Here is a 13,645-nt window from a genome sequence, read left to right as displayed (position 1 = left end):
TTATAAATAAAAAAAACCCTTGATTATCAAGGGTTTTCGACTGTTATTTATGGTGGAGACTAGCGGGATCGAACCGCTGACCTTTTGGCTGCCAGCCAAACGCTCTCCCAGCTGAGCTAAGCCCCCATATCTGTCCTGACAAATTGAATTATATATTCTTAGAAAATAAGCCGCAAGCTTTTTTGGCTAATTTTGCATAAATATATTCTCATTTCTAACAATAAAAGAAATAATCTAAAGCTTTGTCCAAATCGGATAAAGCTTTTTTACATGAGGCTTTCTTACCTGTAAAAAACAGTAATTCAAATTGGTATAGACAACTAGTCCTAGTACTGCAGAGGACTTAAGTTCTGTTTTAACAACATGTGACAGGAACCTCCTTTTTTCTACCGAAAAGTGTCAAAGAAAGAAAGCGCTACCAAAAAAAGAGGAGGCTAGAAAATTGAACGCATTTAAAATGATTCGTTTTTTAATTTTAGCTGCTGTATTGATCGTTCCGTTGTTCAGTGGAATGGGGAAGAGTGATTCTGTTTCTGCGGAACAAGGTAATAATGGGCATTTAATCATTGCACAGAACATTCCACAGCTAGATGATGAAATCAAGGGGGAAACCTTTGATCTTTCAGCTTTATTAGCTTATGAGAATGGTAAATATGTTGAAGTGAAAGAAAATCTTAAGTGGGGATCTTTGAATAAAAATGTAGCATCAATTTCAAATGAAGGTGTCGTTACGTTAAGCGGCCAAAGCGGCAAAACATTTATTTTTGTTACAAATGGTAAATCTTACGACAGAATCGGTATACATGTAAAACATGGTGAAGCAAATTTTGACAAGCAAAAAGGGCATAAATATGACATCATTTCTAATGCTGTACGTTCTATGTCAGTGAAAGAAAAAGTCGGCCAGATGTTAATGCCAGATTTCCGTAACTGGAATGGACAGCCTGTTACAGAAATGAATGATGAAATTAAAGAGCTAGTTAAGAAATATCATCTTGGCGGAGTCATCCTGTTTCGCGAAAATGTTGTAACAACAGAGCAAACGGTAAGACTTGTTGATGAGTATAAAAAGGCAAATGAAGATTATGGCTTACTCCTTTCAATCGACCAAGAAGGAGGAATTGTGACACGTTTGCAGAGTGGTACCGATTTCCCAGGAAATATGGCGCTTGGTGCAACAAGATCAACAGAACTGGCGGAATCTGTCGGATATGCAATCGGATCAGAGCTTCATTCTTTAGGAATAAACATGAATTTAGCGCCTGTCTTAGATGTGAATAACAATCCTGATAACCCGGTTATCGGAGTTCGTTCGTTCGGTGAAGATCCACAGCTTGTTGCTGACTTAGGAACTGCTTACACAAAAGGACTGCAAAATTCAGGCATGGCTGCAACTGCAAAGCACTTTCCAGGTCACGGAGATACTGCAACAGATTCGCATTTAGGACTGCCTTCTGTCCCACATGATAAAGAGCGTCTATTAGAAGTAGAACTTTATCCTTTTCAGCAGGCAATGAATGAAGGGATAGATGCAATAATGACTGCACATGTCACTTTCCCTAAGATTGACCCGACAACAGTTATTTCAAAAAAGGACGGAACAGAAATTGCGCTGCCTGCAACATTGTCATACGAAGTCCTAACAAACTTAATGAGAAATGAAATGGGATTTGATGGTGTCATTTCTACTGATGCATTAAATATGAAAGCAATTGCAGATCACTTTGGTCCTGTTGATGCTGTAATTCGAGCGGTCAATGCCGGTACAGATATTATCTTAATGCCTGTAGGGTTAGAAGAAGTGGCTTCTGGATTATATGAAGCAGTAGAGAAGGGTGAAATTACTGAAGAAAGGTTAAATCAGTCTGTTGAAAGGCTGCTGACATTAAAAGCTAAGCGCGGAATTTTCAAACAAGTAACGGAAACTCCAGTAGAGGAAAAGATCGAACATGCAGAAGAAGTGGTTGGAAACATCACTCATAAAGAAACAGAACTAGAAGTTGCCCGGAAATCGATTACTTTAGTACAAAACAATGGCTTGTTGCCTGCTGATAAAAATAACCTAGACTCTGTTGTAGTTATTGGAAACACATATAGTGATAGTCTGCAAAAAGCTCTAGCTGAGCATCACTCGTCAGTAGAACTGATTAAATCAACACAGCCTCTAAGTGAAGCGCAATTAACGAAGGTAAGAAATGCAGATTTAGTCGTTCTTGGAACATACACATTCAATGTATCTGGCCGTTCACCATCGTCTCCTCAAATGCAGATGGTAAATCAAGTTATTCAGGCTGCGCCTGATAAGACTGTTGCTGTAGGAATTAGAAATCCATATGACATTATGGCTTTTCCGGAAGTTACTTCTTATATCACTCAGTACGGTTTTAGAGATGCAAGTTTCAAAGCTTCGGCAGAAACTATTTTTGGTTTAAATAATCCGTCAGGAAAGCTTCCGGTAACGATTTATAGAGATGCTGATTCGGTTCTTTATCCATTTGGACACGGTTTAAGTTATTAATAGAGGAGGAATATCGAGATGAAAAAATGGGGATTGTTTTTAACAGTTTTGGCTCTGGTAATTAGTATGCTCCCAGGTACACAAATCCTGAACGCAACGAAGGGTGAAAGCTTTCAGCATAGACAAAATTTCAAGACTGGTCTTGAAATGCTAATGAGTGATCAGGTATCCCTTTTAGAGGGTAAGAATGTAGGCTTGATCACAAATCCAACAGGTGTTGATCGTGAATTGAACAGTATCGTTGATGTGCTATACAATCATCCCGACATCGAACTAAAGGCGTTATATGGTCCGGAACATGGAGTAAGAGGAAGTGCCCAGGCGGGTCAGTACGTTGAGTTTTATACAGATCCCAAAACAGGACTTCCTGTATATAGCTTATATGGGAAAACAAAAAAGCCAACTCCTGAAATGCTTGAAGGCATTGACGTATTGGTCTTTGATATTCAGGATGTAGGGACTCGATTCTACACATACATCTATACGATGGCTTATGCGATGGAAGCCGCTAAGGAAAACAATATTCCATTTGTTGTATTAGACAGACCTAATCCGCTTGGCGGAGAACAAGTAGAAGGGCCAGTATTGGATCCATCTTATTCATCGTTTGTTGGTCTTTACCCAATCCCATTAAGACACGGGATGACGGTTGGTGAACTTGCGAAACTTTTTAATGAAGAGTTCAATATCGGTGCTGATTTGGAAGTTGTTGAAATGAAAGGCTGGAAGAGATCTTGGACATATGAGGACAGCGGACTCGAATGGGTGCTTCCATCTCCAAATATGCCAACAAAGGATACAGCTATCACTTATCCTGGTGCAGCCTTAATTGAAGGAACGAATGTTTCAGAAGGAAGAGGAACAACGAAACCTTTTGAGTTGATCGGAGCTCCTTTTATAAATGGGGATGATCTTGCTAAAGCATTAAACGAACAAGCACTTCCAGGAGTGAAGTTCCGTTCAGCATCTTTCATACCATCATTTTCAAAACATGTAGGTAAACTATCTCATGGGGTAGAAATACATGTAACAGATGAAAAGTTATTCCAGCAAGTGCTTACTGGAATTACATTAGTGAAAACGATTCATGATATGTACCCTCAAGACTTTGCTTTCCGTGCTGAAGACAGTGCAGGTAAATCTTTCTTTGATTTATTGATCGGAAATGGATGGGTAAGGGATGCTATTGAATCTGGAAGTTCTGTAGAGGAGATCGTAAACCGCTACCAAGATGAATTAAATGATTTTAAAGAAACAAGGAAGAACTATTTGCTTTATTAATGTACGGGAGCTAAGGCTGAACACTTGGCCTTAGCTTTTTTGTTTGAATTTTCTGACTGGTATAGACAACTAGTCATAACAATGATACGCTTGGCATAAAGTGATAAAGGGGAGTGGACATGAAGCCGGGAGTATTATTGCATGGAGATTATATAGATGAGAACGGATCTCTTGTTAAAAATGGCTATCTTTTTATTAAAAACGGAAAAATTGAATACGTTGGCGGAGTGAACCCATTAACGCAGGATGAAGAAGCAGAGACTTATGGGATGCCTTCAGGTTCCATTATAATTCCAGGTATGATCGACATTCATATTCATGGAGCGTCAGGTGCAGATGTGATGGATGGAACAGAAGATGCTTTATCAATTATGGAAAAAGCCTTGCCTGCTGAAGGAACAACTTCATTCTTGGCGACAACGATGACAGAAAATCCTCTTTATATTGAAGAAGCATTAGAACAGACAGCATCCTTTATTGAAAACCAAAAACCTGGATCAGCTGAAATTGTTGGAATTCACTTGGAAGGACCATTTATTTCTCCTAAGCGTGCAGGTGCTCAGCCAAAAGGATTTATAGAATCGCCAAATATAGAAATGTTTAAAAAGTGGCATGAAAGAGCTAAAAGTCATATTCGATTAGTGACACTTGCTCCAGAGATGGAGGGAGGTCTTGATTTAGCTTCCTATTTATCCAGCAATGGAATAATCGCTTCAATTGGCCATAGTGACAGTACTTTTGAAGAAGTTAAAGAAGGAATTAGATCGGGCATCTCTCACGTTACACATCTATTTAATGGAATGAGAGGTATGCATCATCGAGACCCTGGAGTTGCCGGTGCGGCACTTATTCAGAAGGAATTAAACGTTGAGATGATTGTTGACGGTGTGCATGCCAGCCCGGAAATGATAAATCTCGCATACCATTCAACAGGACCAGACCGTACAGTTCTCATTACAGATTCCATGCGTGCTAAAGGGTTAGGTGATGGAACTTATACGTTAGGCGGACAGCAAGTAACGGTGAAAAACGGAAGAGCTTATTTAGAAGATGGTACACTTGCAGGCAGTATTTTGAGCATGAATGATGCAGTGAAAAACATGATGAAATTTACGAACTGTTCCATTGCAGATATCGTAAAAATGACTAGCGTGAATGCTGCGAACGAATTAAACATTTATGACAAAAAGGGAAGTCTTTCAAAAGGAAAAGATGCCGATATAACAGTATTAACAGAAGATTATAATGTGTACATGACTTTTTGCAGAGGAGAACTTGCATATCGGAGAAAGGAGGAGAAAGTTTGAAACTAATAACGGTTTCAGATGAAGAAGAACTCAGCAGAATAGCGGCAGATATATTATTTACAAAAGTAAAGTCTGCTAAAAGATTAGTTCTTGGCCTCGCAACCGGTAAAACGCCACAAGGCATGTACCGCTACCTTTCAAAATATAGTAAAGAGTGTAAGCAAACTTTTCAACATATACACACTGTTAATCTGGATGAATACGTGGGATCCACAACGTACCACGCTTACATGGAGGAGCACTTATTCAGACATATTGATATTCCCAGAGACCAAATTCATATTCCAGATGGTGAGGCAGCTAGTTTAATAGAAGAGTGCAGCAAATATGAACAGATGATTAAAGAGCTTGGCGGCATAGATCTGCAAGTGTTAGGTATCGGTGAAAATGGCCATATCGGTTTTAACGAACCGGGTACCAGTTTTGATGCAAGAACACATGTTGTACAGCTTACAGATTCTACATTGAAAGCGAATGCTAAATATTTTGTTGACAGTGAACAGCCTAAACAAGCGATTACCATGGGGATTGGAACGATACTGGAGAGTAAAGAGATTCTTCTACTCGCAATCGGTGAGAGGAAAGCGAATGCTGTAAAAGAGCTTTTTAAAGGATCATTAAGTGAAGATATACCTGCAACAGCATTAATAAATCATCCAAATGTTACAGTGCTTGCGGATAAAGGTGCTAGAAAGCTTTTAGATAAGGAGAGTTGACCCATTTTTATGATTGATAAAACATCACCCCTGCCACTTTATTTTCAGATAGAAGAGGCGATCAAGCAGAAGATCGATAAAGGAGAATGGGAGTCTGGCAGCATGATCTCCTCTGAAAGAGAATTTGCTGAGAATTATGAAGTAAGCCGAATGACTGTTCGTCAAGCCATCAACAATCTAGTCAATGACGGATATTTAACGAGGCGCAAAGGTAAAGGCACTTTCGTTTCCGGTAAAAAAATAGAGCAAAAATTATTAGGGCTTACAAGTTTTACAGAAGATATGAAAGCAAGAGGTTATAAACCTGCATCAAAGCTCGTATCCTTTCAAACGGTTGAAGCAAACCATCAGCTAGCCAAGGCACTGGAGATTTCACAACATGAAAAAGTTTACGAGATTAAGCGTGTTCGTCTTGCGAACGAAATACCGATGGCAATCGAAACAACTTTTGTGCCTGTACAGCTTATCCATTTAAATGAGATTCATATAAAAGAAGGCTCCTTGTATTCTCAGGTCGAGAATGCAGGCTTCCATATAGATTATGCAACTCAAAGTTTAGAAGCTTCCATTGCCCGAGAGGCAGAAAGTGAGATTCTGGAGATTGCCAAGGGCGCTCCCGTCCTGCTTATTCAAAGGCAGACTTATTTAACTACAGGGAAACCGCTTGAAGTGGTCCATTCAGTTTATCGAGGTGACCGATACAAATTTATGATCGATATGAAGCGCTAAAGCGTTTTATATAAAAAAATGAAAGCGTTTACGTGAAGGGGGAAGGAAAAAATGGGGAAAGAGCAGCAAATGGCTCACAGCATCATTGAAAAGCTGGGTGGCGTATCCAATATCCAGACATTGATGCATTGTATGACAAGAATCAGGGTGAATTTACATGACCCGTCAAAAGCAGACCTAGCAGGTTTAAAAGACGTGGATGGGGTTTTAGGTGTCGTAGAAGATGATACATTGCAAATCATTGTCGGTCCTGGAATCGTCAACCGTGTCACACTTGCTATGAGTGAAGAAACAGGTATGAACATTCATTCAGTTGAGGAAGAAACAAACCCAATGGACTTAGAGCAGATGGCTCGTATGAACAAAGATGCCATTAATAAGAAAAATGCTACGCCATTTAAACAATTTTTAAGAAAGATTGCAAGTATCTTCATTCCGTTAATTCCTGCTATCGTCGCTTCAGGTTTGATTGCTGGGATTACGAACGTAGCGATAAGAATGGGTGCAGATCCAGAATCTGCATTTATACAAATGTTAGGTTTGATTGGCTGGGGTGTTTTTAGTTATCTAGCCGTTTTTGTAGGGATTAACACGGCCAAAGAATTTGGAGGAACACCTGCATTAGGTGGTGCAGCGGGGATATTGATCATCAACCCGGGGCTTGCAAATATTACGCTTTTTGGTGATCCGCTTGTAGCTGGACGCGGCGGTTTAATCGGAGTTATGCTTGCAGCTGTATTTATTGCTTTTTTAGAAAAACGTATCAGAAAGTTTGTTCATCCATCAATTGATATCATTGTTACACCTACACTTGCGTTATTAATTACTGGTTTTGCTACACTTTTTGTTCTTCAGCCTGTAGGAGGCTTCTTGTCAGACCTTATCACTAAAGGATTGTTGAATTTAATTGATATTGGCGGTATATTCTCTGGACTTATTTTAGCAGGTACATTCTTGCCATTAGTTGTAACAGGACTTCACCAAGGTTTAACACCTGTACACATGGAGCTTATCAACACAATCGGAGATGACCCGTTATTGCCGATTCTTGCAATGGGTGGTGCCGGTCAAGTAGGTGCTGCGTTTGCCATTTACTTCAAAACGAAGAACCAAAGACTTCGTAAAGTAATAAAAGGCGGTCTGCCAGTTGGTATGCTAGGTATCGGTGAGCCATTAATCTTCGGTGTAACACTGCCGCTTGGACGTCCGTTCTTAACTGCTTGTTTAGGGGCTGCAGTAGGCGGAGCATTCCAGGCATTCTATGAGGTTGCTACAATTGCAATCGGTGTATCTGGAATCCCGCTTGTGTTCTTAGTGAATCCAAATGAAATGGTTCTCTATTTAGTAGGATTAGTCATTGCTTATGTCTTTGGATTCTTGTTCACATGGACGTTTGGATTTAAAGAAAGCATGGCAAAAGACATCTAACCAGGAGTGAATGACTTTTGTGTTATGGTATATCCATTTATTTAAGTGAACCTGATTCTCTAAATAAAGACTGGATTCAGAAGGCGGCTAAAAATGGTTTTCAGTACATTTTTACCTCTCTTCATATTCCAGAAGAAGAGGGATTCTCTTTTGTTGAAAAAGTTAAATGGCTGGGCGAAACAGCACAGGATGTTCATATGGAAGTTATGGCTGATGTTTCGCCAGCTTCACTTGAGCGGCTGGGTCTTAAGTTTGAGGAGCTTCCGCTGTTAAAAGATTGGGGTATATCTGGAGTGAGAATGGACTATGGGTTCACAGCTAAGCAGATTGCTTGGCTGTCCCATTCTCTAAAAATCGGATTGAACGCTAGTACTGTGGATGAAGCTCAGCTGTCAGATCTTCTGGATGAAGGGCTTTTGCCAAATCAATCAGAAGCATGGCATAACTTTTATCCGAAACCGTTCACCGGCATTTCTAAGCAAGCATTAAAAGATCGAAATGCATTGTTTCATCGTTTTGGAATAAGAACGATGGGATTTGTTCCCGGAGACGATCGATTAAGAGGACCTTTACATGAAGGTCTTCCAACGATTGAGGATCATAGACATATCTCACCTTTAGATGCAGCTTTAGAACTTCGTGAACTTGGTACCGATAAGATTTGCATCGGTGATCCTAATCTCTCAGAAGAGACCGCAAAAGGATTTAGCTATTTAGCTGATGGTACAGTACCGATTTATGCTTCTTTTAATAAGGGGTATGAGCATTTTTGGAACAGCACCCACACGAATAGGATGGATCCTGCTCAATATGTTATACGATCTGTAGAATCGAGGGGTATGGTCGCTGTCTATGAGCCTGATCCTTCATCCGCTTATACGTTCGAGAGAGGCTTGATTACAGTGGATAATAAGCTGTATGGAAGATATTCAGGCGAACTTCAAATTTGTTTAGAGACTCTTCCGGCTAGTCCAAAAGTGAATATAGCCGGATACGTAAGAAAGGAAAGCGAGTCACTATTGAAATGGATCGGAAGCGGACAAAAGTATATTTTCTTAGATTAGCAGATATACGATATTAGGAGTTATGAACAAACACCGAAGGGAGAACGTGATGGATTTAACAAAATTGGCTACAGAAAAAAGAAACCCAGACACAATAAATATTGATGAACTTTCAACTTTAGAAGTGGTCAAAAAAATACACGAAGCAGATCTTGGCGTAGCCAGCTGTATCACCCCGGTATTATCTAAAATTGGCACGGTAGCAGAAAAAGTGGTCGAGGCTTTTGAAAATGGTGGCCGGCTGATCTATATAGGCGCAGGTACGAGCGGAAGACTTGGTGTATTAGATGCATCAGAATGTCCGCCGACATATGGAACCGATCCAAATTTGGTAGTTGGTATTATCGCAGGAGGAGATTATGCCCTTCAGCATGCTATCGAAGGAGCAGAAGACGATTCCGAGCTTGGTAAGAAAGATTTACAAAAAGCAAATGTAACTAAAAAAGATGTTGTTGTTGCGATAGCCGCATCAGGAAGAACTCCTTATTGTCTTGGTGCGATGGAATATGCGAAGGCTCAAGGAGCGTTCACAGCTGCTGTGGTTTGTTCTCTAAATTCACCTATGGAAAAAGCTGCAGATACGAGCATTACGGTTGTGACAGGACCTGAGGTGGTTACAGGTTCAACTCGCATGAAGGCAGGGACTGCACAAAAACTAGTACTTAATATGATCAGTACAACAAGTATGATCAAATGGGGAAAAGTGTACAGCAACCTAATGGTTGATGTTCAGCCTACTAACGCAAAGCTGAAACAGCGTGCCAGAAATATCATTATGGAGGCAGTTGGGGTATCAGAAAAGGAAGCAGAACAAGCTTTAAAAGAACAGAATGGAAACACGAAGGCAGCTATCTTTCAGCTTGTAACTGGAGTTTCACCAGATGAAGCAATAACACATCTGGAACAGCATAATGGAAGATTAAAAGAAGCGATCAAAAACTACACTTAAAAGTGAAAGGGGTAGGTTGTGATGTTGGGATTTTTACAGCGTATTGGCCGTGCACTGATGCTGCCGATTGCCGTTCTTCCGGCAGCGGGGTTGTTATTACGATTTGGCCAAGATGACTTATTAGGTATTCCTTTTTTAGCTGCAGCAGGTAATGCGATTTTTGGACATTTGGCTTTAATTTTTGCGATAGGTGTTGCTGTAGGTTTGTCCAGAGATGGAAGCGGAGCTGCAGGTCTTTCAGGAGCAATTGGCTATTTTGTATTGACAGAAGGTGCTAAATCGATCGCAGTAGGGACATTAGAATTCGAAAAGTTCGATATGTCTGTTCTGGGGGGGATTTTAGCAGGTGTCATCGCAGGGCTCTTATACAATAAGTTCTATAATATAAAATTGCCGGAATGGTTATCTTTCTTTGGCGGAAAACGATTTGTGCCAATTGTAACCGCAGGAACGATGGTTCTTCTTGGATTGGTTTTTGGATTCATCTGGCCATCTATTCAAATGGGGCTAGAAAATGTCGGAACATGGATTACAAGTGCTGGAGCAATTGGTGCAGGAATATTTGGTTTCTTCAACCGTCTATTAATCCCATTAGGTCTTCATCACGTATTAAATAGTTTCTTATGGTTTGTATTTGGTGAATTCACTGGTGAGAATGGCAAGGTCACAGGAGACCTTTGGAGATTCTTTGCAGAAGATCCTAAAGCAGGATTCTATATGGCAGGATTCTTCCCGGTTATGATGTTCGGCTTGCCAGCTGCTTGTTTAGCTATGGTTCATACAGCGAAAAGGCATCGTAAAAAAGCGGTTGCTGGGATGCTGGGCAGTATGGCACTGACGTCATTTGTAACGGGAATTACTGAGCCTATAGAATTTGCATTTATGTTTTTATCACCTTTGCTTTATGTAGTTCATGCACTTTTAACAGCAGTTTCTATGTCAGTTGCAGTATTGTTTGATATCCACCATGGCTTTACATTTTCGGCGGGGGCAATTGATTATTTCCTCAATATTGGAATCGCTCAAAATGGATGGCTGCTGCTGCCAATAGGTGCAGTATATTTTGCTCTATATTATGCCGTTTTCCGTTATTTAATCGTAAAGCTAGATTTAAAGACGCCTGGAAGAGAAGATGAAGATGTGATAACAGCAGAAGCAGCTGCAACAGGTACATCAACCGATTCAAAATATGATACGGCAGCTGATGCATATCTTTCAGCTCTAGGCGGTAAGGATAACATCGTTCAGCTTGATAACTGCATTACAAGATTACGTTTGCAAATCAAGGATATTAGCAAAGTGGATGAAGAAGCACTCAAAAGAGCTGGATCAAAAGGTTTAATAAAACTTAATAATCAAAACATCCAAGTAGTAGTGGGAGCAGAAGTTGAGCCAATTGCAGACAGTATGAGAGAAAAGCTGTAATAAAAGAAAACACCGTTCCCAAAGGAATGGTGTTTTTTCTCGCTTAAGCGTTCCAATAACCGCTTACCGGCGCATTGGCTGCATATCCGTATGGGTAAGGACATGGATACGAATACTCGCAGCAACTCCCGCTGTACGAAACGGCTCCGACAATAATGAGCAGCACGAATAGTACCACATAAAGCGTAAAGCTATCAGAACAGTACTTTCTCGACGACATGGTTTCACTCCTCTTCTTGCACTATGAGAAGCCGATTTCTCTCCTCATCCCATTTTATGCAGACAGGTTAAGCATAGAAACGTGATAGGTGCGGATTTATAGAAACCAAGTGTCAGTTTAGTAGTTTACTTATAGGCTTCATCTAGAATGATATAAAGATAGTCTGCAAATTCACCTTTAGAGAACATTGTTACCTCATGTACACCGCCAATATCGTTCCATACAAAAGCAGTATCGGTATCTGTTGTTTCTTCAACATCTGTTGGCAGACCAGCTAATTCTAGTGCCTTTGTTTTATCATCATCAAATAAGATTTCTTCATCAATTACCGAATAAACAAGACGAGCGGCTTTTCCTTCAACAAAAGTAACAGCAAACTTTTCATTTTGGTAATAGTTAACAACAGCTGGAATAAAGTTCGAAGTTCCAGAATAACGAAATTGAATTTTTTCAGTTCTTACGGGTTCTCCCCACATATTGCTGACTTCTTTTTCCGAAAGGTTTGTTACTTCACTTGCTACAAATTGGTGATGGCTTGTTAAGTAATCTTTTTCTTCTTCATCCTGATTTTCGTTCGTTTCATCTTCTTCTGAAGTATTTTCTGCATCATCAGCTGCTGCAGTTTCTTCTGCTTCTTCATCACCTGAAGCGGCAGGCGGAGAAGGTTCATCCTTATTATTTTCTGCTTTCGTCTCAGCAGTTGTCTGATCTATCGGTTTATCATCATTAGAACAAGCTGAGAAGGTTAAAAGCACAGCGCATATTAATAAAATTATTGGTTTTTTCATAGTAGATCCCTCATTATGTAATTCGATTTTTTAGGCTTTTCACAAAGATTTTTACTTTTCGGCTTCTTTGAAAAGTTGATTGAAGTGTAAGGTGCGAGACTCCGGCGGGATTAGCGGGACAGGTGAGACCCCGTCAGCGCGAAGCGATAGGGAGGCTCACCGCACGCCCCGCGGAAAGCGAGTACCTGAAATGGAAATCAACCCTTCCAAGAGCTACAAAGATTACATGAATAGTATTTATTTAAAACAGACAACAATAATGGTAACAAAAGAAACAGTAAATTGAAAATGAAAAAGTTTGGCAGATTAATAAACATTTACAGATGGAGAATAGATGACATGTAAGCTGATCAAAATCATAAAATAATGTTAACGAAGAAGCTAAATAAAAAGACATAGTAATTATATCAGCTTGCAACGAATTAAACTCATGGAAATATTTCATTTTGTTAACAAATCATCTACAATAATGGTAGACATTCACCAAAAGGGCAAAATGATGAAAGGCAGGTGTGGTGGAGGATGCAATATATTGTCTATGATCTGGAAATGACTAACCGATTGTCTGAAATTATTGAGATTGGCGCAATACGAATGAAGGTAGTAAATGGAGAACTAATGCATCTTGATACGTTTCAATCCTTTGTTCAGCCGAAAATGGATAAATTAAATACACGCATAACAAATCTTACAGGTATAACAAAAAAAGATTTAATTTCGGCTCCTTCTTACACTGAAGCCATTGAAAGCTTTCGAGCATGGATAGGCTTAGAAGACTATTATTTATGCTCCTGGGGACCTGAAGATAAATGGGCTCTCATTACAGATTCTACTTTTCACCAGACAGATATTGAATGGATTATTAATCACAATGATCTGCAATTCCATTTCAGTATGCTGCATGATAGTGATAAAGGATTTCGCTACGGATTATCACGGGCCCTTCAAACATTGGAACTAACCTATGAGGGTTCTAAGCATCGGGCGTTAGATGATGCAATTAATACTGCTAAAATCCTTCAAAAGATTTTCAGTAATGTTGTCTTTACAATTAATCCAGCTTCTTACATGGAATCTAAACTCTTCGAACCTGAAAAACTAGTATATAAAACAAAAGCTGAAGAGGAAATCTCTCCATTTGCTTCATTATCAAAGTTATTTAACTAAAGTAATTACACAGATATGCGTAAACTTGTAAAATATGTAAGTTAACAAAAGAA

General features: G+C 39.7%; 12 protein-coding genes and 1 tRNA gene. 10 read left to right on the top strand and 3 right to left on the bottom strand.

Annotated elements, in window-relative coordinates:
• Positions 1-50: 50 nt before the first annotated feature.
• Positions 51-126: transfer RNA gene (locus tag ABE41_RS15035), tRNA-Ala, on the bottom strand.
• Between the two features lie 331 nt (positions 127-457).
• Here ABE41_RS15035 and nagZ point away from each other — a divergent pair.
• The 9 genes from nagZ to nagE all read left to right on the top strand — a co-directional run bounded on the left by nagZ (position 458) and on the right by nagE (position 11,417).
• Positions 458-2,518 (top strand): beta-N-acetylhexosaminidase, encoded by a 2,061-nt coding sequence (nagZ, locus tag ABE41_RS15030; protein ID WP_066294895.1) that lies wholly within the window; start codon positions 458-460, stop codon positions 2,516-2,518.
• Positions 2,519-2,536: 18 nt separating this feature from the next.
• Positions 2,537-3,799, top strand: coding sequence for an exo-beta-N-acetylmuramidase NamZ family protein (locus ABE41_RS15025; protein ID WP_066291966.1), 1,263 nt, complete (start codon positions 2,537-2,539; stop codon positions 3,797-3,799).
• Between the two features lie 119 nt (positions 3,800-3,918).
• On the top strand, positions 3,919-5,106 hold the full coding sequence (gene nagA, locus ABE41_RS15020) for an N-acetylglucosamine-6-phosphate deacetylase (RefSeq protein WP_066291964.1): 1,188 nt from the start codon (positions 3,919-3,921) through the stop codon (positions 5,104-5,106).
• On the top strand, positions 5,103-5,822 hold the full coding sequence (nagB, locus tag ABE41_RS15015; protein ID WP_066291961.1) for a glucosamine-6-phosphate deaminase: 720 nt from the start codon (positions 5,103-5,105) through the stop codon (positions 5,820-5,822). The genes nagA and nagB overlap by 4 nt, the downstream gene beginning before the upstream one ends.
• Positions 5,823-5,831: 9 nt before the next feature.
• Positions 5,832-6,551: a GntR family transcriptional regulator gene (locus ABE41_RS15010; RefSeq protein WP_066291952.1), complete on the top strand. Its 720-nt coding sequence runs from the start codon at positions 5,832-5,834 to the stop codon at positions 6,549-6,551.
• 51 nt (positions 6,552-6,602) lie between these two features.
• Positions 6,603-7,979, top strand: a complete 1,377-nt coding sequence (locus tag ABE41_RS15005; protein WP_066291949.1) for a PTS transporter subunit EIIC — start codon at positions 6,603-6,605, stop codon at positions 7,977-7,979.
• A 17-nt stretch (positions 7,980-7,996) separates the two neighbouring features.
• On the top strand, positions 7,997-9,043 hold the full coding sequence (locus tag ABE41_RS15000) for a DUF871 domain-containing protein (RefSeq protein WP_066291947.1): 1,047 nt from the start codon (positions 7,997-7,999) through the stop codon (positions 9,041-9,043).
• A gap of 49 nt (positions 9,044-9,092) precedes the next feature.
• Positions 9,093-9,992 carry an N-acetylmuramic acid 6-phosphate etherase gene (murQ, locus tag ABE41_RS14995; RefSeq protein ID WP_066291944.1) on the top strand — a complete coding sequence of 300 codons (900 nt, stop codon included), beginning with the start codon at positions 9,093-9,095 and terminating at the stop codon, positions 9,990-9,992.
• Between the two features lie 21 nt (positions 9,993-10,013).
• A complete protein-coding gene (gene nagE, locus ABE41_RS14990; protein ID WP_066291942.1) occupies positions 10,014-11,417 on the top strand; it encodes an N-acetylglucosamine-specific PTS transporter subunit IIBC in 1,404 nt (467 codons plus the stop codon).
• A gap of 43 nt (positions 11,418-11,460) precedes the next feature.
• Here the strand turns inward: nagE and ABE41_RS20730 are convergent, their stop codons facing one another.
• Both ABE41_RS20730 and ABE41_RS14985 read right to left on the bottom strand, forming a co-directional pair.
• A complete protein-coding gene (locus ABE41_RS20730) occupies positions 11,461-11,637 on the bottom strand; it encodes a YjcZ family sporulation protein (protein ID WP_083207823.1) in 177 nt (58 codons plus the stop codon).
• Between the two features lie 125 nt (positions 11,638-11,762).
• Positions 11,763-12,425, bottom strand: coding sequence for a hypothetical protein (locus ABE41_RS14985; RefSeq protein WP_066291940.1), 663 nt, complete (start codon positions 12,423-12,425; stop codon positions 11,763-11,765).
• A gap of 522 nt (positions 12,426-12,947) precedes the next feature.
• Here ABE41_RS14985 and ABE41_RS14980 point away from each other — a divergent pair.
• The gene (locus ABE41_RS14980; RefSeq protein WP_066291937.1) at positions 12,948-13,592 is read left to right on the top strand and encodes a 3'-5' exonuclease; all 645 of its coding nucleotides are present in this window, start codon (positions 12,948-12,950) and stop codon (positions 13,590-13,592) included.
• Positions 13,593-13,645: the final 53 nt, after the last annotated feature.

Source organism: Fictibacillus arsenicus (assembly GCF_001642935.1).
Lineage (GTDB): Bacteria > Bacillota > Bacilli > Bacillales > Fictibacillaceae > Fictibacillus > Fictibacillus arsenicus_B.
Note: the sequence above shows the minus strand (reverse complement) of the source record. Positions and strands in the feature narration are given on the sequence as shown.